This window comes from Rhizobium sp. BT-226, from assembly GCF_025847085.2.
GTDB lineage: Bacteria > Pseudomonadota > Alphaproteobacteria > Rhizobiales > Rhizobiaceae > Rhizobium > Rhizobium sophorae.
This window is the reverse complement of the sequence record NZ_JAOYTI010000001.1, coordinates 1,450,577-1,468,685: the sequence shown is the minus strand read 5'-3', so window position 1 is coordinate 1,468,685 and position 18,109 is coordinate 1,450,577. Positions and strand designations below refer to the sequence as shown.

27 protein-coding genes and 1 tRNA gene are annotated in these 18,109 nt (G+C 59.5%); 17 read left to right on the top strand and 11 right to left on the bottom strand.

Annotated elements, in window-relative coordinates:
• The first annotated feature begins 4 nt into the window (after positions 1-4).
• From OIU37_RS07490 to OIU37_RS07460, 7 genes are all read left to right on the top strand, one after another.
• Positions 5-1,456, top strand: coding sequence for a hypothetical protein (locus tag OIU37_RS07490; protein ID WP_264256892.1), 1,452 nt, complete (start codon positions 5-7; stop codon positions 1,454-1,456).
• Positions 1,456-1,812, top strand: coding sequence for a hypothetical protein (locus OIU37_RS07485; RefSeq protein ID WP_264257458.1), 357 nt, complete (start codon positions 1,456-1,458; stop codon positions 1,810-1,812). The genes OIU37_RS07490 and OIU37_RS07485 overlap by 1 nt, the downstream gene beginning before the upstream one ends.
• Before the next feature lie 11 nt (positions 1,813-1,823).
• The gene (locus tag OIU37_RS07480; RefSeq protein ID WP_264256890.1) at positions 1,824-2,015 is read left to right on the top strand and encodes a hypothetical protein; all 192 of its coding nucleotides are present in this window, start codon (positions 1,824-1,826) and stop codon (positions 2,013-2,015) included.
• Positions 2,016-2,090: 75 nt separating this feature from the next.
• Complete coding sequence (locus tag OIU37_RS07475; protein WP_264256889.1) at positions 2,091-2,732, top strand: hypothetical protein; 642 nt, start codon at positions 2,091-2,093, stop codon at positions 2,730-2,732.
• 2 nt (positions 2,733-2,734) lie between these two features.
• Complete coding sequence (locus tag OIU37_RS07470) at positions 2,735-3,220, top strand: AlpA family transcriptional regulator (RefSeq protein WP_264256887.1); 486 nt, start codon at positions 2,735-2,737, stop codon at positions 3,218-3,220.
• 122 nt (positions 3,221-3,342) lie between these two features.
• On the top strand, positions 3,343-3,600 hold the full coding sequence (locus OIU37_RS07465) for a winged helix-turn-helix domain-containing protein (RefSeq protein ID WP_264256885.1): 258 nt from the start codon (positions 3,343-3,345) through the stop codon (positions 3,598-3,600).
• Complete coding sequence (locus tag OIU37_RS07460; RefSeq protein WP_264256883.1) at positions 3,594-3,842, top strand: winged helix-turn-helix domain-containing protein; 249 nt, start codon at positions 3,594-3,596, stop codon at positions 3,840-3,842. Before OIU37_RS07465 ends, OIU37_RS07460 begins: the two co-directional genes overlap by 7 nt.
• 4 nt (positions 3,843-3,846) lie before the next feature.
• Here the strand turns inward: OIU37_RS07460 and OIU37_RS07455 are convergent, their stop codons facing one another.
• The 4 genes from OIU37_RS07455 to OIU37_RS07440 form a co-directional block, all read right to left on the bottom strand.
• Entirely contained in the window at positions 3,847-4,356 is a 510-nt protein-coding gene (locus OIU37_RS07455; protein WP_264256881.1) for a hypothetical protein, read from the bottom strand.
• A gap of 47 nt (positions 4,357-4,403) precedes the next feature.
• The gene (locus tag OIU37_RS07450; protein WP_180693193.1) at positions 4,404-4,886 is read right to left on the bottom strand and encodes a hypothetical protein; all 483 of its coding nucleotides are present in this window, start codon (positions 4,884-4,886) and stop codon (positions 4,404-4,406) included.
• A 66-nt stretch (positions 4,887-4,952) separates the two neighbouring features.
• Positions 4,953-5,423 (bottom strand): hypothetical protein, encoded by a 471-nt coding sequence (locus tag OIU37_RS07445; protein WP_264256878.1) that lies wholly within the window; start codon positions 5,421-5,423, stop codon positions 4,953-4,955.
• Positions 5,420-5,653: a hypothetical protein gene (locus tag OIU37_RS07440; RefSeq protein WP_264256875.1), complete on the bottom strand. Its 234-nt coding sequence runs from the start codon at positions 5,651-5,653 to the stop codon at positions 5,420-5,422. The genes OIU37_RS07445 and OIU37_RS07440 overlap by 4 nt, the downstream gene beginning before the upstream one ends.
• A gap of 117 nt (positions 5,654-5,770) precedes the next feature.
• Between OIU37_RS07440 and OIU37_RS07435 the strand changes: the two genes are divergently transcribed.
• Both OIU37_RS07435 and OIU37_RS07430 read left to right on the top strand, forming a co-directional pair.
• The gene (locus tag OIU37_RS07435) at positions 5,771-6,079 is read left to right on the top strand and encodes a hypothetical protein (protein ID WP_264256874.1); all 309 of its coding nucleotides are present in this window, start codon (positions 5,771-5,773) and stop codon (positions 6,077-6,079) included.
• The gene (locus tag OIU37_RS07430; RefSeq protein WP_264256872.1) at positions 6,076-6,303 is read left to right on the top strand and encodes a hypothetical protein; all 228 of its coding nucleotides are present in this window, start codon (positions 6,076-6,078) and stop codon (positions 6,301-6,303) included. The genes OIU37_RS07435 and OIU37_RS07430 overlap by 4 nt, the downstream gene beginning before the upstream one ends.
• Positions 6,304-6,386: 83 nt before the next feature.
• On the opposite strand, the gene OIU37_RS07425 is transcribed toward OIU37_RS07430, so the two are convergent.
• A tRNA-Ile gene (locus tag OIU37_RS07425) sits at positions 6,387-6,462 on the bottom strand.
• Between the two features lie 199 nt (positions 6,463-6,661).
• Here OIU37_RS07425 and OIU37_RS07420 point away from each other — a divergent pair.
• Positions 6,662-7,030, top strand: coding sequence for a response regulator (locus tag OIU37_RS07420; protein ID WP_130692259.1), 369 nt, complete (start codon positions 6,662-6,664; stop codon positions 7,028-7,030).
• A gap of 122 nt (positions 7,031-7,152) precedes the next feature.
• Here OIU37_RS07420 and OIU37_RS07415 read toward each other — a convergent pair whose 3' ends face one another.
• The 3 genes from OIU37_RS07415 to OIU37_RS07405 form a co-directional block, all read right to left on the bottom strand.
• A complete protein-coding gene (locus OIU37_RS07415) occupies positions 7,153-7,356 on the bottom strand; it encodes a hypothetical protein (RefSeq protein ID WP_020050905.1) in 204 nt (67 codons plus the stop codon).
• Entirely contained in the window at positions 7,353-8,018 is a 666-nt protein-coding gene (locus tag OIU37_RS07410; protein ID WP_027683681.1) for an acyl-homoserine-lactone synthase, read from the bottom strand. The genes OIU37_RS07415 and OIU37_RS07410 overlap by 4 nt, the downstream gene beginning before the upstream one ends.
• 197 nt (positions 8,019-8,215) lie before the next feature.
• The gene (locus tag OIU37_RS07405) at positions 8,216-8,941 is read right to left on the bottom strand and encodes a LuxR family transcriptional regulator (RefSeq protein WP_182208904.1); all 726 of its coding nucleotides are present in this window, start codon (positions 8,939-8,941) and stop codon (positions 8,216-8,218) included.
• A 123-nt stretch (positions 8,942-9,064) separates the two neighbouring features.
• Here OIU37_RS07405 and OIU37_RS07400 point away from each other — a divergent pair, with 123 nt between their 5' ends.
• Together OIU37_RS07400 and OIU37_RS07395 are read left to right on the top strand one after the other, a co-directional pair.
• A complete protein-coding gene (locus OIU37_RS07400) occupies positions 9,065-9,259 on the top strand; it encodes a hypothetical protein (protein WP_003541553.1) in 195 nt (64 codons plus the stop codon).
• 336 nt (positions 9,260-9,595) lie between these two features.
• Positions 9,596-11,521 carry a DUF5054 domain-containing protein gene (locus tag OIU37_RS07395; protein WP_264256860.1) on the top strand — a complete coding sequence of 642 codons (1,926 nt, stop codon included), beginning with the start codon at positions 9,596-9,598 and terminating at the stop codon, positions 11,519-11,521.
• Positions 11,522-11,563: 42 nt separating this feature from the next.
• On the opposite strand, the gene OIU37_RS07390 is transcribed toward OIU37_RS07395, so the two are convergent.
• Together OIU37_RS07390 and OIU37_RS07385 are read right to left on the bottom strand one after the other, a co-directional pair.
• On the bottom strand, positions 11,564-11,803 hold the full coding sequence (locus OIU37_RS07390) for a DUF2934 domain-containing protein (RefSeq protein ID WP_171377548.1): 240 nt from the start codon (positions 11,801-11,803) through the stop codon (positions 11,564-11,566).
• Between the two features lie 25 nt (positions 11,804-11,828).
• Positions 11,829-12,035, bottom strand: coding sequence for a hypothetical protein (locus OIU37_RS07385; protein ID WP_129419795.1), 207 nt, complete (start codon positions 12,033-12,035; stop codon positions 11,829-11,831).
• 360 nt (positions 12,036-12,395) lie between these two features.
• On the opposite strand from OIU37_RS07385, the gene OIU37_RS07380 reads away from it, so the two are divergent.
• Both OIU37_RS07380 and OIU37_RS07375 read left to right on the top strand, forming a co-directional pair.
• Entirely contained in the window at positions 12,396-12,779 is a 384-nt protein-coding gene (locus OIU37_RS07380; protein ID WP_129419796.1) for a hypothetical protein, read from the top strand.
• A gap of 215 nt (positions 12,780-12,994) precedes the next feature.
• Positions 12,995-13,408: a DUF4174 domain-containing protein gene (locus OIU37_RS07375; RefSeq protein ID WP_180694532.1), complete on the top strand. Its 414-nt coding sequence runs from the start codon at positions 12,995-12,997 to the stop codon at positions 13,406-13,408.
• A gap of 62 nt (positions 13,409-13,470) precedes the next feature.
• Here the strand turns inward: OIU37_RS07375 and OIU37_RS07370 are convergent, their stop codons facing one another.
• Positions 13,471-14,181: a GntR family transcriptional regulator gene (locus tag OIU37_RS07370; RefSeq protein ID WP_180694533.1), complete on the bottom strand. Its 711-nt coding sequence runs from the start codon at positions 14,179-14,181 to the stop codon at positions 13,471-13,473.
• A gap of 266 nt (positions 14,182-14,447) precedes the next feature.
• Here OIU37_RS07370 and OIU37_RS07365 point away from each other — a divergent pair, with 266 nt between their 5' ends.
• The 3 genes from OIU37_RS07365 to OIU37_RS07355 all read left to right on the top strand — a co-directional run bounded on the left by OIU37_RS07365 (position 14,448) and on the right by OIU37_RS07355 (position 18,108).
• Entirely contained in the window at positions 14,448-15,536 is a 1,089-nt protein-coding gene (locus OIU37_RS07365) for an ABC transporter ATP-binding protein (RefSeq protein WP_180694534.1), read from the top strand.
• Between the two features lie 52 nt (positions 15,537-15,588).
• A complete protein-coding gene (locus OIU37_RS07360; protein ID WP_264256856.1) occupies positions 15,589-16,887 on the top strand; it encodes a PotD/PotF family extracellular solute-binding protein in 1,299 nt (432 codons plus the stop codon).
• Between the two features lie 309 nt (positions 16,888-17,196).
• Positions 17,197-18,108: an ABC transporter permease gene (locus OIU37_RS07355; RefSeq protein WP_180694536.1), complete on the top strand. Its 912-nt coding sequence runs from the start codon at positions 17,197-17,199 to the stop codon at positions 18,106-18,108.
• The last annotated feature ends 1 nt before the right edge of the window (position 18,109 follow it).

Genomic DNA, 18,109 nt, shown 5'->3' with positions numbered 1-18,109 from the left:
GGCCATGTCCATCACCACGCCCGACGATCGCATCTCGACCTATAACCCCGTCGCAGCGACCACGCAGTTTGCGGCCGGCTTTCCAGTATTTGACAACGCTGATATCGGCGTGATCGTCAACGACGTTGAGCGCTTTGATTTCACCGTCACCGCGACCTATACGAATGGCATCTCCATTGACGCGAAAGCGATCTTCTCGACGGGTGTGACCGGGGACGTGATCATCTTCGGCAAGCGCGCGCCGCACCGGACAGCGCGCTTCACCGATGGCGCTCCACTTCCGGCAAAAGACCAGAACCTCGCGCTAGACACCATGGAAGCCGAGATCCAGGAGGCTGCCCGCGAAAACCGGCGCGCCCATAAAGCCCCCTATGGCGAGGAAGGTGGAGTCTTCACTGCATCTGACGTCGGGAATGCGCAAGCAAACGCGGCGAGTGCTGCGGCATCGGCTGCGCTGGCGGCGAAGTGGGCGGAGAATGGTGACCTCGATGTCACGCCCGGAAAACGCGCCTCTGAATATTGGGCCCGCAAGGCGCAGGAATGGGCTATCGGCGGTGTTGCCGGCGTCGGTTCGTTCAACAGCCGCACCGGGCCGGTCACGGCACAGACCGGGGACTATTCGTCAGATCAGGTTTCCCGAGGCGGCGGCAGCGTCGAAGATGCGCTTGATGCGATCGAGTCCGACATCACGGCCACCAAGGGATTGCTGCTGTCCGGTATCGAAGACCTTCTCCTAAGCAACAACTCCGGCAATCCCAACACCCATATCGATATCGGAACGGGCAAGGCGCGCGTTGGATCTGCGGTCGTTGCCAACTTGGCAACGCTGACCAAGCGCCTCAACGGAACGTGGGTGGCAGGCGGCGGCAACGGCGGCCTCGATACTGGCGTCAGCGCGGCAAACGGGACATATTTCCTGTACGCTCTTCGCAAGGTCTCCGACGGCTCGTTCGATGCCGTTTTCTCTACTTCAGCTACGATTGCGGGTGTGAACGTGTCGCTCCTCGCAGGGTATTCCATCGTCAAGTGCATCGGCGTGGTGCTGACGAATGCCAGCTCTATCATCCGGCCTTTCGTCATGTATCCAAAGGATGAGTACACCTTCGTGACGCCGGTAAAGGATGCGGTCGGTGTCAGCATATCGACAACATCGAACCTATTCGCGCTCACTGTTCCAAACGGCGTCAAGTCCAAGGCGAAACTCCGCTTCGAATTCACCTCCTCTGCGACAACCAACGCAGCTCTGCTATCCGACGCGGCGCAAGGCGTCCTCACGGCTGGCATTGGGGATGACGGCGGCAACCTCGGGACCATGCAGGTTGCAAGCGGCTTCGCGATCGGCTCGCAAGAAATCTGGACCAATACAAGCAGGCAAATTCGCCGCGTCGCCGGCGCCTCCGGCAGCCTTTGGGTCTGGACCGATGGCTTCCATTTCCCATGCGGGAGGAACGCGTAATGCCTTACGTTTCTCGATCGATCGACGGCGCCATCGATGGCGTGTTCGAGCAGTTGCAGGAGGGCACGGCAGAGGAATTCCTCTCTGACGACAATCCTGAACTCGTCGCGCGCCTGAACGCCCCGCCAAAAGTGTCCTCGGTGTCTGCGCGGCAGTTCAGGCTGATGCTGCGGCGTGCCGGCCTGCTCGACCAGGTCAAGGCATGGGTGGCCCAGCAGGACGGCGAAACGCAAGACGCCTTCGAATACAGCGGCACCTTCGTCAAGGACAGCCCGATGATGGGGGCCGGCTTCGCGGCATTGGGGTTCACGGCGTCCGCGGTCGACGCCTTCTTTTTGGCCGCATCAAAACTATGAAAGGCAACGACATGGATCAGAGACTCGATGCGCTGACGAACCGCGCGGATGAGCTGGAAGCCGAGATCGCCGCGTTGGTCGATCAGGACGTGGTGGCGGCGATGACCGGTACCGAGCCGGCGAACAGTGACAAGATCCTGCGGCTCACCCAGGACATTAACATCATCAGCACTGCACGCGAGCGCCTCCGCGCCGCCGACTGACCCTGTGCTTTGTCTGCCGGTGGCAACTCATGGCAACTGATGTCCGGTGTCAACATCGCACCTCAGGGGATAAAAATGCAGTCGAAGCGCGAACGTCATCAAGCCCTTGTCGAGAGCAGGGAAACCCTCACCGAAAACCTGGCTGGCCTCCGATCGGAGCAGTCGGCCGCCCTGATCACCGGCATCGAATTCGCCCATGGCGCGGAAATCCGCTCCCTCACAGACGACATTGAAGCGCTCGATGCGGCGATAAAGGTCGTATCAGCAGATGCTGATGCAGAGGACGCCCAGGCGATTGCGCTGGCACGCGTCGATCGCACCGAGCAGCAGATCGCCACTTACGAGGTGATGCGCGGTCAGTATCTCGGAGCTTGGGGAATGGTCGAAACGCTGACGGGTCAACTGCACGCTGCACTCTCTGTCATCCATTCGACAATCCCTGAGTTTGTTTCGGTGTTGTCCTCGCTCTCCGGGCAGTTCGATGAGGCGCTTTTGAAGAGGGACAACATCGATGCGCGTCTTTTGTCTCGCATGGTTGATGTCTTGGGCGACGACATGACTGCGCTCCGCGCCTTCCAAGTTCCTCGGATGGAATCCGAAAAATGGTTGGCCTCCTGGGTTGAGGAAGAGGAGGGCAAGATTCGAAATACGTTTGACCGTTTAGTTGCCCGCGCGAAGGAACTTGCCGAGCGAGCTCGCCGTGAGGCTGAGGGTTGAGCATGTCAGCGATGGGCGGCCCTTATCTCGACAGCCAGGAAGTTTGCGAGCGGTATCGCATTTCGGAGCGGACGCTGCACCGATGGACGCGCAACAAGGCCCTGGAATTCCCTCAGCCGTTCCGGATTAACCGACGGTTCTATTTCAAGCTGGGCGAGCTCGACGCATGGGATGCGAAGCAGGGCGCGCCCGCGGAGGCTCCGGAGACCGCGAAGGGCATGCCGATCGTGTCCGAGGTGATCAGAACCTATGATGACTTCGTGAAGGCGATGACAAGGCGGCGAGCTGAGTTGAATATGACCTGCCTCGAGCTCGATTCCCGATCGGGGATGCAGGAAGGGTACTCCAACAAGCTTGAGCACTGGCAGAAATCGGTCCATGGCCGTGGCATGGGCACCGACACCTTTCCATTATGGCTGGGCGGCCTTCGCGTCGGCATCATCCTGGTGGATCTGCCGCGCCGGCCGCGCGTGAAGCGGGCCGCTTGACGCAACACCCGTTGGCATGAGAGCGTTGTTCTGCCGGAGGGGCGGAAGAGCTGTGTCCGTCTGCCTTTAAATCGCTGGGACGGTCCGTCGTCTTCCCTGTGCTCCGGCGTTAGGATCTCGACATGGCAAAATCTGACGTTCTTTTCGTCACCGATGCCGAATGTGCAGCTCGGATAGGCCTGCCCACGCAGGATTTCAAAGACGCGCTGCCCGCCCTGGAGCGAACTGGCTTCCCCCCGAAAGACCCTCTGTTCAACAACAAGCGCTATTGGCCCGCCATTCAGGCGTTCCTAGACAAGCGCAGCGGACTTGCGTCATCCTTCCAGAGGCGCAATCCCGCGCCACTTAAGGAAGCAGCGAAAGGACCAGAGGTATGGTGACCAAAACTGGATGCTTTGTGACCGAAGGGGAGCTGGCAGAGCGGATCGGTCTAACCCTCGACCAGTTCAAGATCGCTCTGCCAGGGGCAACGAAAGCTGGCTTTCCAGTGCCTGATGAATTATTCGCCAACCGCCGTTATTGGCCGGCCTGTGTTGCCTGGCTGGATCGTAGGTACGGGCTTCGCCCGGATGGCGCCGGCGGGCCGTATGTGCCAGACGGTGAAGAGCATTGGAGAGATTGACAGGTCAGTCCTCAGCGTCATCTTCCCGTTCATCGAGCAAATGCAGATATGAGCGCTTCGAGATCCGCACGAGGAAAGACCGGTCACGCTTCCAGATTACCGGCTGCACGAAACGCCAACGGACCGTCGTCTCCATCGTTTGATCAGGGTCCAGAGAACGCCAATTTGGCGGCGTAAGAACTGGAAAGGTCGCCTCTTGCCCACCGTCGAGCACGACAGCTTTTTCTCCGTGCAGCAGCGATTTGACGATTGACCGAGTGGAATTATCAGTCGCAATTCGCAGCACATCATCAGCGATCCCGGTCGGCCAAGACATAAGGATCGGCCGCTCACTGCGGTTGACGACACGGAGATAGCAGCCCTTCTGAGCGCCTCCGGGGATCAGAGGTTTGGAGATGATGAAGGCAGTCGGCTGATAGCGAAAGAACCGCTCCCATATAACGAATGCGCCGGTGACGACGCCAATGATCGAGCCGGGGATGGTGAAGTATGGCACCAAGTCAGCAACGGTCATTGATACTCCTCCGGCGTTCGATCGCTAGATTGCAATTAAGTGCGAGTTCAGTTGCAGAGATTCACTCCGTCCTTCACGATCACAGCCCATTTGGGGCCCAGAACCTCGCGGGCCGACACGGCTTGATTGCTGCCAGGCTCGCCGTCTTTGAACATCACCACACCGATCGACTGGTCGTGTGATCCGCCGTAAATGATCGGCCCGGGCGTATAAGTCGTCGTCGCATTGACGGTGCCGTAGCCGCCGTATGAATTTATGGTGCCGTATGTGTTGTAGTGTCCAGGCATCTGAGTTGCCGTCACATTGCTTGCGGCTGCCGCTGAGGTGATTATGTAGCGGTCATACCCCGCTTTGATGGTCTCGACAGCAGCTTGCTTCTGCGCCGCCTTTGCAGCACCAACGCTGCCGCACATTGGCTCTGCGCTGGTTTGAATGATCATCTGGTTCTTGGACACGCGCATCGTGCTCGACTGCACGCAGGAACTCAACAGCACGGCAAAAGCCGCTACCGCAACAGTTGTTCTAAGCATAAAGATTCCCCAACCTCAACGCGTGCACAATGCCCGGAAACCCTATTAAGTCAACGGGCGCGGCGACTATTGCTGCTTTTCGTCGGCGTAGCTGAGACGAATTCGATTCCTCTCCAAAAGCCACTCTCTCATTGTGTTACGCTTGTGCGTCATCCTCATATAGGGGTCCATTTTCGCCATAATGCTCGGGAACAGATCATACAGCTCGCCGGAAGCGGTGGTCGATCCTGTCTCAACCTGACCGCACAGGCGATGGACCTCTTGCAGCTGAGCGGTCACATCCTCGTCAAACAGGAACCGTCCGCGGGCTACTACTTCATTCGGAAGGCCCGGATCCCGAAACAGTCGGCGGATACCGCCTTTGCTCACGATCTCGCGGACTGACATGAAGACCTCAAACCTTTTTTCAAACAGATCCAGCATCACCTTTTCATGTGCGGTGCGCCACTGTCGATAGGCGATAACGCCTACCGCGAGAGCGATCGCCGGCGTGAGAAGCGCTTGAAGGATCTGTATCCATGCCGGTACCTCACTCATCGTTTCAGCCTCACGCCAGGTTGACCATGGTTGAGGAATTCGATTCCCCGTTCTTCCAATGCGCGCTGGACCGCCTGCACATTTTGCGCCCGGCCAGAGATCCCATTCGCGCCAGAAGCTTCCATCGCACGGATTGTGTTGACGTGCACCTTCGCTGCGTCGGCGAGCTCAATCTGCTCGACACCCGCCAGCGCCCGCGCGGCTTTCAACTGATTTCCTGTGGTTAGCATTTATGTCTCCTAAAAACTGATAATCATGTACCACACACAGAAACGTATTGACAATTGGCCTTGGCTAATATAGTTACCAGACACAGTTAATCATGTCTGACAAATGGGAGAAGTGCAATGCCGAAAACATCAGTTCCGGCCGCCGCCGAAGGTGCGCCTGCCATCAATGCCTTACGCTCTGGTGACCCGATGACGTACGGAGACCTGGAGAACCCGATCTGTGAATTGGTCAGCATGGCGCGTATCGCTGACGAAATTCTCGACCAGGTGTTCGAAGCGGCGCCACCAAAAGGGCGCTTCATTACGGTGAGCCTCAGTCGAGATCAGATCGACACATATTCGTTCGCTTACAAAAACGTCTTGGATCGAGCGATCGAACTTAAGCAGGCTTTCTATGCGGCTGCCTATGGGGAGAACATGCGATGACCCGCGAACCGGAAACCGACCGCAGCGATATCTATTACCAGCTCTTGGAGCTGTCGATGCTGATGAAGTCCATCAACGGGATTGTGCGCGAGATGGACTACGTGCGGCAGGACGGAAGCCGGATCGAGGAGCTTGATTGCGTTGCGGCACTGCATCGTATCGCATCCCGCGAGGTCGATCGCATAAGCGAGCTGGCGTCTTTCCTCGATCGTCCCCGGGAATAGGCGATGTTGCCCACACCGTTGCCCAAAAATGCGCAAGGGCTTAGCCGATCAGTGAAAAATATCGACTAAGCCCTTGAGATATCTGGTGGGCCCGGAGGGACTCGAACCCCCAACCAAGCGGTTATGAGCCGCCGGCTCTAACCATTGAGCTACAGGCCCTTGGCGCCGGTAGCGGCACCGTGATGCCGGGGCAATGGTTCCCGCAGCATCGGTTTCGCTCTAACGCAAATCCGCGGGAGCTACAAGCGGTGAGCGCAAGCATCTGTGGACGATGCATATTTCGTGGGCAGCCACTGGAACCTTCTCGCGTGGGCTACACTTATCCAAGTCACATTCCGCATGAAGAGGGCGATCGCAGATGGTGGCTTCGAACAGTGCCGTGGTGCTCATCGTGGAGGACGAGCCGCTGATCCGGTTCAATATCCTCGATGTGCTGGAAGAGGTGGGTCATGTGGCGCTGGAGGCGGCGAATGCCGACGAGGCTCTGGTGGTGCTGAAGGGCAGGCAGGATGTCGATATCCTGTTCACCGACGTCAACATGGCGGGTTCGATGGACGGTCTCCAGCTTGCCAACCGGGTGAGGGCGATGCGGCCGAATATCGGCATCATCATCACCTCCGGCATGGTGCGGCTCGATCCGATGGCGCTGCCCGCCAATACCGCCTTCCTGCCGAAGCCCTACATGCACGACACGCTGATTTCGACCATCAATTCCCTGATGACGTAACGGCAATACCCTGATGACTGGACAGGCGCGCGCAGCCGCAAAACGGGGACTGTTTTTGCGGCTGCGCGCGAGGCGCCGGGAGACATGCTCGTCTTCAGGCGGGGCGGAGGGGAACCACACCCTCAGCTGAAGCTGCTCTTCAGCGCCTCGTTCTCATGATGGGCCTTCTTCTCGTAGATCGTAAACAGCGCCATCGAAAGGAGATAGGAGAGGAAGGGATCCCCTATCTGCGTGGCGATGTCGCGGGATGCGAGAACATGGCGCTCCAGCGCGCCGATATCCTTCTGCATTGCGGTCTGCGTGGCGGTTTCAGCGAGGCGGTTCATGCTGCCATCTCCAGGAATTGGGTCACGACCGAGCGGGCCGGCACGTGCCTGACATAAAGGGGTAGGGTGAGGCCGAGGGCGGCGCGCATCTTGCGCAGCACGCGGTCCGAGACTTCGAAGGCGCCGCAGCAGACGGGATATTTGCCGTAGCCGTCTGCACGGCCGAGTTCCTCCACTTCGGCGCCGGCGCGCTTGTAGACGCGCTTGAGGTAGGGCTCGTAGTTGGAGATCATCGTATGGATGCCGTGGTCGAGAGCACATTCGCAAAGGGCGAGCAGCATCATGGAGAAGGCGCGGCCGGCGTCGATATCGGGGAAATCCTTGGCGATCGCCTCCTCGTCGATGCACATGCGCGTGCCTTCCCAGATGCCGGGGGCGATAAGATTGGCGGCATCTGGAAATGTCTCGCGGAAGACGTCGTAGAGAAGGGTCGGGCCTGTTGTCGGCATCAGGCGCATGCCGCCATAAAGACGGGTGCGGCTGTCGTTGCACCAGACGAGATAGGCGGGGGCGAGCGAATCGTAGCTGTCGCGTTCGTAAGGGCCGATGACGGGAACGTCCCAGCCGAGCGTATCAGCGAAGACCTTCTTGCGCAGGCGAAACATCTGGTCGAGTACGGCAGCGTATTTCTGATACTCATGTGCCTGAATGATAACGAACATTTTGCCCTCCAGCGTTTTCAAGTTCGTGGAAAGCAGAATGGTTCATGCGGGCCGGATCGGAAATTCCCTCAGATAGGCCCCCTCAGATGAGGGGGGGCAGAACATGTCGCGCAAAAGTGTGCCGCGGTTTTGCGACAACGACATGCGTAAAACAAAGAGCTAAAGCGCGAGGACCGAATCTGAAAGATCGCGATGCGCTAGGGATTGATGATGCGCAATTGCACGGCCCGCGAGGCGGCGGCCGAGATCGTCGCGCAGCCGAGCTTGAAACGGGCGGTCTTCAGGTAATCGCGCGTGGTGTGCTCCGATATGCCGAGGATGACCGAAATATCCTTGTAGTCCTTGCCCAGCGCCGTCCAGTGCAGACATTCGATTTCGCGCGGCGACAATGCCGGCACCGGATCGTTTTCGCCATGCAACTCGTAGACGGCCTTGCGGTGGATGAGATGGGCAATCTCGATCCATTCGTTGCGGCAGCGGCGGACAAGTTCGGCCCATTCCTCGGCCGGTATGCGAGCATTCAGCGACAAGAGCGCACGGCGCTGCGCCTTGTCGGCGACGGGAATGGAGTAGCCGTTGCCACCGATACCGTGCTTCTGGGCATCGACCAGCATGGCATAGGCCTCCGGCGTCGGCTCGACCTCGCTCCAGTCGAAGGGCAGCTGGCGTTCGAAGCCCTGTTTGACGATCGGATCGACCTTCACATAGCTGTTCAAGAGATAACGGGAGACCCAGGCATCCGGATAGGTGGTGCGCACGAAGGGCGAATCGATCTTGCTGGCGATCGTCTGGGCGAGATGGTAGGTGACGAAATCGAGGCCATATTCCGCCTGGAGAATGCGGATGGCGCCATCCACATTGGCCGCAGCCTTGATCTGTTCGAAAGCGGACTCGAACTTTTCGCTGTAGGTATTTTCAATCATTTCCACTGCCCCAATCCCCTCAATCCTACCGCGAGGGCCGTCACAAATACAAGGCATCCCCACATATGCGGGGAATGACAATCTTGGCCCCATCTGCTAGCGCCTTCCATGAGGAGGCCTCATATGGACAGCAAAAGACCATTCGAGATTGCCGAATGCCAACAGGCCGCCAAGGGTCTGAAATCCAGCTGGCAGGACATGGCCGGCTCCGAAGCGCTGATCCGCGCGCTCGTTGCCGAACGCAACGGCGACACGCCGCTGGCGCTGTTCTGGACTGAGGTTCACCGGGCGCTCTGCCAGGAAACCAACGCCTTCTGATAATCGGCTTTCCCGAAAGGCTCAGGCTTTTCTCCTTGGCTAAACAGCGCACCACCCGGGCGCGGCAGCAAGGAAGTCCCGCCGCCTTTTCTATATAATTGTCGATGAACACGTCTTCATTCTTGTCGCGATTCGATTCTACGATGAAAGCGTCGGACGACAGCGTTTTCGGATATATGGTTAATAAACTCGCACTATTTCATCGATTTGTGCCAAAACGGGTTGACGAAGAATTTGTGGCAGGAGCAATGGTGTTTGTGGAAACGGTTACACTCCTCACCTGTGCCGCCACTGGCTGTAGAATGTTTCGACTGTCATCACCGATATGTGAATGGAATGACTGAAAAGCGCGTGCATCTGGTCTTCAAGACCCATCTCGATATCGGCTTTACCGATCATGCCGAGAAAGTCCGCCGGCAATATCACGAGCGCTTCATTCCGCAGGCGATCGAAACGGCCAAGCATTTTCATGCCGAAAATCCCGACGAGCCGAAATTCATCTGGACGACGGGCGCCTGGCTGATCTGGGATCATCTGAATTCGCGCTCTGCAGCCGAGGTGGGAGCGCTGGAACAGGCGATCGAGCGCGGGCTGATCCGCTGGCACGGCCTGCCGTTCACCACCCATACGGAGCTGATGTCGCCGGATCTCTTCCGGGCCGGGCTTTCCTATTCGCAGGAGCTCGACCGCCGCTTCGGCAAGACGACGATCGCGGCGAAGATGACCGATGTACCCGGCCATACGCTCGGCATGGTGCCGCTGCTATCCGAGGCAGGCATCCGCTTCCTGCATCTCGGCGTCAATACGGCCTCACCGCCGCCCGACGTGCCCGAGATCTTTCGCTGGCGGGCGCCGGGCGGCGAGGAGGTCGTGGTCATGTATCAGCGCTCCTATGGCGAGACTTTCTTCCCGGACGGCTTTCAGGATGGCCTGAGCTTTGCCCATACCAACGACAATACGGGGCCGCAGAGCGTGCCACAGACGGCCGAGGCCTATCGCGAATTACGCGCCCGTGAGCCGGATGCGGTCATCCGCGCGGCGACGCTCGAGGATTACGGCGCCATTCTCTGGGGGGAGCGTGAGCGTTTCCCTGTTGTCGAGCTGGAACTCGGCGACAGCTGGATCCATGGCAGCGGCAGCGATCCGGTGAAGACGGCGCGGTTTCTTGCGCTGCAGCGGCTCTACGACCGCTTCGCGGCGGATGGGCTCGACGCGCGACGTCTCGCCTTCGGGCGCGGACTGGCGATGGTGGCCGAACATACCTGCGGCGTCGATATCAAATCCTATTTGCGCGACGACAAGGCGTGGTCGCGGGCCGATTTCGAGGCCGCACGCCGATCCGATTATCGCTTCGCCTATACCGAAGCCTCATGGGACGAGCAGCGCGCCTATCTCGACCAGGCGGTCTCGGAGCTCGACGAGACGGACCGGAGCGCAGCCCAGAGCGCACTTGCCGAATTTGCCACGCCTGCCGTCATCAAGGGCGGTGGGCGGGAGCTCCGCCTGCAGACCGGTGGCTGGTCGATCGTGCTCGACGGCGCGAGCGGCGATGTGGCCGAAATCACCTCTCCCTCCGGTCGGACGATCTCCGGCTGCGAGGGCTCGCTGATCGCCTATCGATATGAGAGCTACGATGCCGGCGACGTCAACCGCCACATGCAGACCTACCTGACCCATCGCCAGGAATGGGCGGTGCTCGACCATGACAAGCCGGGGCTCGCCCGGTCGGGGGCCGCACTTTCGAAGGTCTTTCTGCCGGCGTTGGAAGCAACGCAAGCGGCGGGCATCGTTCTGTCGATGCCGGCCGCGGCCGTGCAGAAATATGGCGCGCCGCCGGATGTGATGCTGCATTTCGCCGCCGAGGGCGATCGCCTCAACCTCAGCCTGACATTGCACGACAAGCCCGCCAACCGCATGCCGGAGGCAAGCTTTCTTTCCTTCACGCCTGATGGTGCGGCAGACTGGAATTTCCGCAAAATGGGCCTCTGGCACCGATCGGGGAATATAGCGACGAGCGGCGGGGCGCAATTGCAGGCGGTGACATCAGCACGCAGTGATCTTGCCGATGGTCCGCTGACGATCGAAACTTTCGATGCGCCGCTGGTTGGGCCGCAAAGCTCGGATTTCATGACGTTTTGCAGAACTCTGCCGGATTTTACCGCCGGCATCCGCTTCAATCTGCACAACAACAAGTGGGGAACCAATTTCCCCATGTGGTGGCAGGGAGATTTTCAGGCGCGCTTCCGGCTCAGGCTCGACTGAGCCGCTCGATCCGCAAGCGGCCCGGTCGATGTGAGAAAGGATTCAGCCGACGTTTGCTGTTCGGTTGAACCAACTGGCGCGTGGCGCTTCGGGCCGCTGCGGCTTCGGGCGAAACTTCACCAGCACCTCGCGGCCATCGGAGGAGGCCTGCGTGCGCTCCAGCGCGTCGCGTTCGGCAACTGCCTGGCGCCAGTGCTCGTCGTCGCGCCCATTTGGCCGGCCCTGTTCCTCCCAAATCGCGTAAGCTCTTTTGCTGATCCATTCGTGGCGTCTGTCGCTCATCGATCCATTCCATTGATCAAAATTGTTATTCGGCAATTCTGTCCTGCAGAACCGGCGGCCGGCGCTTGGCTGCCATCAGCAGGTCGAGTTCGATCGAGGAGGGCCCGAAACGGGTAAACAGGCTTTCTGCCTGCTCGCCGCGCAGGCCATATTTGGAGGCGAATTCGTCAAGGCTATAGGGGCGGCCGCGCAGGATCTTGCTTCGGCGCTCCGGTTCACGGATTTGCGTCATTGGTGATAACCCCAGTGTGTTTTGCGAATGTGAGGACAAAACAAATTACAGAGACAAAAGTTCCGTGAATTTTCAGGGTTTTTTCGCCTCGCCGTGTCATTCCGGAGCGATCTCGGGCGGGTGGCATAGATTTTTAAGGCTGGTGTGCGCGGAGAAAATTTCGTCTAAAACACGCAAAAATATCAGCGTGTTATGGAATTCGCTTCCGCGGCGGCGGATAAATGGGCTTTACCCCGGCGCGTTACTCTATAGAATCAATAGTGTTATTCGGTTCGCAGGGGCAGCAAATCGTTCCGTTCCCCGCGTTGGCGCGACCGATACCGGAGGACTTTGGCTTCAACCCATCAAGAGGAGACAGACATGATGAATGCACTGCCGCCACTTCATGACGGCCACGCGCCGTTCAACCTCCAGCAGCTGTTTCGTGAAGCGCTCTATGCCTTCGAGGAATGGGACAGCGAATTGACCGAACCGATCGTGACCCACGAAGGCCGGGTCATCCCCATCAGCTTCGTTTTCGAAGCCATGCGCGAATGCACCGACATCGTGCCGATGAACATCGTCGGCGCCGTCACCGAACGGCTGACCAAGCCGTGGGAGGGCGAAGGCCCGCTCGACCAGATGACTTTCTCGACGGCGGCGCGTGTCATGCGCGTCCTGGTGCGCAAGCGCCTTCTCGTCACCGGGGCTGCGGATCTCGTTGCCGTTTCGGCCCATGCGTCAGAAGACCAAGGCCGCGACTGACAAAGTGAGGATCGCGGCCATGGCTGCGATCCTTTTCCGCTTCTTGGCGGAACCTCGCTTATTCCCAGCCGTTTAATTCGGCAGGCACAGCCCGCAACTACAGCGCCCTTTTCGAGAGTCGCAAAGGGCGCTGTAGCGGTTTGAATTGCTGCATAATCTATAAATCGATCCCGATTTGAGAGTTATGCAGTGGTGACGGGCGAGGAATGAGCACCATGCTAAAATCTATTGTTCATGAAATCATGGGTACACCCAGGCGTGAGCCTGATCTTCCGCAATCGCTCGAGCAGTTTCGCGACAGGAAACGGGTGCTGATCATCTTTGCCGATGCGCAAGATGACCGCGCGCTCATCCAGGATGAATGGCTGCGCAAGGCGCATATGCGCTTGATCGAGGAAGACGTCGAGGTGTTCAGCATTGCCGGCGGCGGCGCATTTGCGCTGTTCGACGATGACTGGGAACTCGATGCCGACGATATTCGCGATCGGCTGCAGGGACCGCCATCCGGCGAGTTCGGGTTGATCCTGATCGGACGCGACGGAACCGTTAAGCTGCGCTCGAGTGAGCCGATGAGCGCCGAGGATATCTTCGCGGCTTTTGAGATGTTGCCGAAGAAGACGCCTTGGTAGTGTTTCGAGGGTCCGTTTGAAGCGGCGGGCGGGGGAGCATCCGCGCCCGCATCCTTGGATGTTCAGAGTTCGAAGGCTTCCTTGAGGCCGAGGCTCTTGCGTTCGCGCAGGTCGAGATCGGCCTCGATGTGGGCGATGTGATGCAGCATCAGCTGGCAGGCGCGGTCGAGTTCGTCGGCTTCGATCGCCGAGATAATGTCACCATGTTCGGAATGGCCGCAGCTCGATGCGGTCGACTGACCGTAGAGCGCAATCACCAGTGACGAGCGGGCGACGAGTTCCTCCATGAAGCGCTGCATGATCGAATTTCCCGATATGACCGCCAGCGTCAGATGAAAATCGCCCGATGCCTTGATTTCAGCGCGGCGGGCGGTCTGGCCACGCTCGCTCATCAAGCGGCCTTCTTCCAGCAGAAGCTGTCGCAGATGAGTAATATCGTCAGGCGTGATCCGCGCCGCTGCCTCGCGCAAAATGCCCGGTTCGACCAAGCGGCGGGCGGAAAAGATCTGGCGAGCCTCATCAGGCGAGGGATAGGCGACGAAGGCGCCGCGGTTTTTCTCGACGCTGACAAGGCCTTCATAGGAGAGCGCCTGCAGGGCTGCGCGGGCAAGCGTACGGCTGACATTGAAGAGATTGCCGACATCGCTTTCCGAAAGCTTGGTGCCGGGCGAAAGTCTGCGCTCGACGATCGCTTCGCGAATGGCATCGCGGATCTGTTGCGCGCCGGTATCTGTGGAGTCTTCGGCCTGCTGAGCCTTGGCGGCGGATTTCATGAAATTTATTTCCCGATGGTCTGCAAACCATACCCGGCTTCGCGCCAAAGTTAAACAGAATTTGTGCTCGAAATGGTGGCGACATTGTATACGATGTTTTGCACAAATTGCGCACGATAGCCTAAATCATGTGCAGATGGCGCTGCGCCTATAATTTGCTCACTCAACTGCAGTTTTGATAAAATTGTTATTTCGCAATGGCTTGGTGCAGTCACTGGAGTCTGGCACGGCAGATGCATCGTCTTTTCCAAACAGGGGAAGGCATGATGTCGAAAGCGGCAGAGATCGATATAGTATCCGTTTCGAAGGTCTATGGCGCGACGACGGCGGTCCATGCGATCAGCCTGAAGATCCCCGCCGGTTCCTATTGCTGCTTCCTCGGCCCGTCGGGCTGCGGCAAGACTTCGACGCTGCGCATGATCGCCGGCCACGAGAGCATTTCGTCGGGCGATATCCGGCTCGGCAATGTCGTCGTCACCGATTTTCCGCCGGCCAGGCGCGGCACGGCGATGATGTTCCAGTCCTACGCGCTCTTCCCGCATCTCGACCTGATCGACAACGTCGCCTTCAGCCTGAAGATGAAAGGCGTCGACAAGCAGGAGCGGCGGGCGAAGGCGCTCGAGATGCTGAAGCTGATGCAGATGGAGGCCTATGCCGCCAGGCGTCCGGCCCAGCTTTCCGGCGGCCAGCAGCAGCGCGTGGCGCTGGCGCGCGCGCTGATCACCGATCCGGAAGCGCTGCTGCTCGACGAGCCGCTGTCGGCGCTCGATCCGTTCCTGAAGATCCGCATGCGCGCCGAACTCAAGAAACTGCAGAAGTCGCTCGGCATCACTTTCGTGCACGTCACCCATAGCCAGGAAGAGGCAATGGCGCTCGCCGACGTCATCGTCATCATGAATGACGGCCGGATCGAGCAGGCGGCAGCCCCGCGCGAGGTCTTCGAGCGTCCGGCGACGGCCTTCGTCGCGCGGTTCATGGGCGACCACAATGTGCTGTCCGGCCGGGTGACCTCGAGCGAGAACGGCGTGCTCGTCATGACCGTCCCGGAAGGTCAGAGCTTTTCCGTGCGTGGGACGGGCAGGGAAGTCGGCGAGCCCGTCGATATCGGCATCCGCACCGATCGCGTGCGCCTGCAGGTGGCGACCGAATGGACGCTCGGCTTCGACGGCATTGTCTCCAACATCGAATATCGCGGCTCTTCCGTGAAGATCACCGTTATCGGCGCCGGCAGCGATGACTTCACCGTCATTGCCGACGACGGCGACTATTTCGCCCGGCCGGTCGCCGTCGGCGATGCCGTTTCGCTCAGCTGGGCGCTCGAGGACGCCGTGCTTCTCGGCCGCTCTTCCGCATGAGCCATCCATCAAGAACACTGAACCTTCCATATCCAAGAAAAGGGGAACTGACATGACGACTGAAGCGACATCGACCAAGGCGGAGAAGGGTCTTTCCCGCCGCACGCTGCTGAAGACGGGTGCTGCCGCCGTCGGCGCCATCGCCGGCTCCGGCGCCATCACCGGCTTTCCCACAATCTGGGCGCAGACGAACATCACGCTTCGCCAGTTCGGCACCGGCGTTTCGAACATCAATGCGATCGCCGAGAAGTGCAAGGCCGATCTCGGCATCACGCTGGAGATGACGGCGACCGATTCCGACGCCGCCGCCCAGCGCGCCGTCACCCAGCCTGACAGCTACGACATTGCTGACATCGAATATTGGATCGCCAAGAAGGTGTTCCCGACCGGCGTCATGCAGCCGATGGACGTCAAGAAGCTGAAATATTACGACAAGATCGTGCCGCTGTTCATCAACGGCAAGCTGAAGCCGGAAAGCGTCATCGCCCAGGGCACGGCGCCGCACACGGTCGGCTTCGTCGAGGCTCCGGGCGCCAAGACCTTTGCCAAGGAACCGACGCAATGGATGACGATGGTTCCGACCATTTACAATGCCGATACGCTCGGCATCCGCCCCGATCTCGTCGGCCGCGATATTTCGAGCTGGGCCGACATCATGGATCCGAAGTTCAAGGGCAAGACCTCGATCCTCAATATCCCGTCGATCGGCATCATGGATGCGGCGATGATCATGGAGGCTATGGGCAACATTAAGTATGCCGACAAGGGCAACATGACCAAGGAAGAGATCGACAAGACGATCGAATTCCTGATCAAGGCCAAGGGCGACGGCCAGTTCCGCGCCTTCTGGAAGAGCTTCGACGAGTCGGTCAACCTGATGGCGTCGGGTGAAGTCGTCATCCAGTCCATGTGGTCGCCGGCCGTTGCCGCCGTCCGCTCCAAGGGCATCGCCTGCAAGTATCAGCCGCTCAAGGAAGGCTACCGCGCCTGGGGCGGCGGTCTCGGCCTTGCCTCGCATCTCAAGGGCGCGCAGCTTGATGCCGCCTATGAATATATCAACTGGTACACGTCGGGCTGGGTCGGCGGCTACCTCAACCGCCAGGGCTATTATTCCGCCTGCATGGACACTGCCAAGCAATTCATGTCGGCCGACGAATGGGGCTACTGGATCGAGGGCAAGCCGGCTGCCGGCGACATCCTGTCTCCCGAGGGCAAGGTGATGGAAAAGGCCGGCGCCGTTCGCGACGGCGGCTCCTTCGAAGCCCGCATGGGTGCTGTCGCCTGCTGGAACTCCGTCATGGACGAGGACCGCCACATGGTTCGCCGCTGGAACGAGTTCATCGCTGCCTGATCTCCGCTGACAGGGCGGCAGCTACTGTCTTTCGCTAACGCTTAAGACGTCGCTTCGCTCCGCCCCATCATCTGCCCTTCGGGCATCTTCTCCCCGCCGGGGAGAAGGGGGAGTTTGTCGCTCGGAAGGTAACAAAAGAGCAAGGTTTGCGGCGGCGGAGACGCTGCCGCGAATCTCTTCTCCCCAGCGGGGGTCCGAAGGACGGGGCGAGACCAGTGGCTCGACCCAGGCAAAAGGTGCCGGCAGGCGGATGAAGGGGCTGCACGCGCCTTCGTTCAACCTGGCGTAATCAGAACGGAGAACTGGATCATGGCGACCATTGCAGTGGAAACGGAAGAAGGCAGCCGCGGCGCACGCGGTAGACGGTCTTTCCTCTCCCCCTCAGCCATCTCCTATCTCCAGGCGACGCCGCTGTTCGTCATTCTCGGCTTGTTCTTCCTGCTGCCGATCGTCATGATCGCGGTCGTCAGCTTCTGGGACTACGACTTTGCCGGTCTCTATCCCGATTTCCTGACGATGAACTACACCGACACGCTCGGTTCGTGGGTGACGTGGAAGATCTATCTCAACACGCTGAAATTCACCGCGATCGTCTGGGCGCTGACGCTCGTCATCGGTTTCTGGGTCGCCTATTTCCTGGCCTTCCACATCCGCAAGACGTCGACGCAGATGATCTTCTTCCTTGTCTGCACCGTGCCGTTCATGACGTCGAACATCATCCGCATGATTTCGTGGATCCCGGTGCTTGGGCGCAACGGCCTCGTCAATTCGACGCTGATCAAGATGGGCATCATTCCGCAGCCGATCGAATGGCTGCTCTATTCCGATTTCGCCGTCGTGCTCGCCATGGTGCATCTCTATACGCTGTTCATGGTGACGCCGATCTTCAACACGCTGATGCGCATCGACCGGTCGCTGTTCGAGGCGGCGCGTGATGCCGGCGCCTCCGGCTGGCAGGTGCTGTGGAACGTCGTCCTCCCGCTTGCCAAACCCGGCATGGCGATCGGCACGATCTTCGTCGTCACGCTTGTGATGGCTGACTTTTCGACGGTGCAGGTGATGTCCGGCGGCCAGAGCGCCTCGGTGGCGCTGATGATGAAGAACCAGATGTCGCTGCTGCAATATCCGGCGGCTGCCGCCAATGCCGTGGTGCTGCTCGCCGTCGTGCTGCTGATGGTCGCGGCCATCCTGCGTGTCGTCGATATCCGCAAGGAGCTTTGAG

Excerpts from the sequence above, each read along its gene's own strand:
- OIU37_RS07365 (WP_180694534.1), top strand. The coding sequence starts at position 14,448 with ATGTCGAAAGCGGCAGAGATCGATATAGTATCCGTTTCGAAGGTCTAT.
- OIU37_RS07460 (WP_264256883.1), top strand. The coding sequence starts at position 3,594 with ATGGTGACCAAAACTGGATGCTTTGTGACCGAAGGGGAGCTGGCAGAG.
- OIU37_RS07475 (WP_264256889.1), top strand. The coding sequence starts at position 2,091 with ATGCAGTCGAAGCGCGAACGTCATCAAGCCCTTGTCGAGAGCAGGGAA.
- OIU37_RS07405 (WP_182208904.1), bottom strand. The coding sequence starts at position 8,941 with ATGATTGAAAATACCTACAGCGAAAAGTTCGAGTCCGCTTTCGAACAG.
- OIU37_RS07455 (WP_264256881.1), bottom strand. The coding sequence starts at position 4,356 with ATGACCGTTGCTGACTTGGTGCCATACTTCACCATCCCCGGCTCGATC.
- OIU37_RS07435 (WP_264256874.1), top strand. The coding sequence starts at position 5,771 with ATGCCGAAAACATCAGTTCCGGCCGCCGCCGAAGGTGCGCCTGCCATC.
- OIU37_RS07415 (WP_020050905.1), bottom strand. The coding sequence starts at position 7,356 with ATGAACCGCCTCGCTGAAACCGCCACGCAGACCGCAATGCAGAAGGAT.
- OIU37_RS07470 (WP_264256887.1), top strand. The coding sequence starts at position 2,735 with ATGTCAGCGATGGGCGGCCCTTATCTCGACAGCCAGGAAGTTTGCGAG.
- OIU37_RS07370 (WP_180694533.1), bottom strand. The coding sequence starts at position 14,181 with ATGAAATCCGCCGCCAAGGCTCAGCAGGCCGAAGACTCCACAGATACC.
- OIU37_RS07390 (WP_171377548.1), bottom strand. The coding sequence starts at position 11,803 with ATGAGCGACAGACGCCACGAATGGATCAGCAAAAGAGCTTACGCGATT.
- OIU37_RS07480 (WP_264256890.1), top strand. The coding sequence starts at position 1,824 with ATGGATCAGAGACTCGATGCGCTGACGAACCGCGCGGATGAGCTGGAA.
- OIU37_RS07410 (WP_027683681.1), bottom strand. The coding sequence starts at position 8,018 with ATGTTCGTTATCATTCAGGCACATGAGTATCAGAAATACGCTGCCGTA.
- OIU37_RS07375 (WP_180694532.1), top strand. The coding sequence starts at position 12,995 with ATGCTAAAATCTATTGTTCATGAAATCATGGGTACACCCAGGCGTGAG.
- OIU37_RS07485 (WP_264257458.1), top strand. The coding sequence starts at position 1,456 with ATGCCTTACGTTTCTCGATCGATCGACGGCGCCATCGATGGCGTGTTC.
- OIU37_RS07490 (WP_264256892.1), top strand. The coding sequence starts at position 5 with ATGTCCATCACCACGCCCGACGATCGCATCTCGACCTATAACCCCGTC.
- OIU37_RS07450 (WP_180693193.1), bottom strand. The coding sequence starts at position 4,886 with ATGCTTAGAACAACTGTTGCGGTAGCGGCTTTTGCCGTGCTGTTGAGT.
- OIU37_RS07400 (WP_003541553.1), top strand. The coding sequence starts at position 9,065 with ATGGACAGCAAAAGACCATTCGAGATTGCCGAATGCCAACAGGCCGCC.
- OIU37_RS07355 (WP_180694536.1), top strand. The coding sequence starts at position 17,197 with ATGGCGACCATTGCAGTGGAAACGGAAGAAGGCAGCCGCGGCGCACGC.
- OIU37_RS07420 (WP_130692259.1), top strand. The coding sequence starts at position 6,662 with ATGGTGGCTTCGAACAGTGCCGTGGTGCTCATCGTGGAGGACGAGCCG.
- OIU37_RS07445 (WP_264256878.1), bottom strand. The coding sequence starts at position 5,423 with ATGAGTGAGGTACCGGCATGGATACAGATCCTTCAAGCGCTTCTCACG.
- OIU37_RS07465 (WP_264256885.1), top strand. The coding sequence starts at position 3,343 with ATGGCAAAATCTGACGTTCTTTTCGTCACCGATGCCGAATGTGCAGCT.
- OIU37_RS07385 (WP_129419795.1), bottom strand. The coding sequence starts at position 12,035 with ATGACGCAAATCCGTGAACCGGAGCGCCGAAGCAAGATCCTGCGCGGC.
- OIU37_RS07380 (WP_129419796.1), top strand. The coding sequence starts at position 12,396 with ATGATGAATGCACTGCCGCCACTTCATGACGGCCACGCGCCGTTCAAC.
- OIU37_RS07360 (WP_264256856.1), top strand. The coding sequence starts at position 15,589 with ATGACGACTGAAGCGACATCGACCAAGGCGGAGAAGGGTCTTTCCCGC.
- OIU37_RS07430 (WP_264256872.1), top strand. The coding sequence starts at position 6,076 with ATGACCCGCGAACCGGAAACCGACCGCAGCGATATCTATTACCAGCTC.
- OIU37_RS07440 (WP_264256875.1), bottom strand. The coding sequence starts at position 5,653 with ATGCTAACCACAGGAAATCAGTTGAAAGCCGCGCGGGCGCTGGCGGGT.
- OIU37_RS07395 (WP_264256860.1), top strand. The coding sequence starts at position 9,596 with ATGACTGAAAAGCGCGTGCATCTGGTCTTCAAGACCCATCTCGATATC.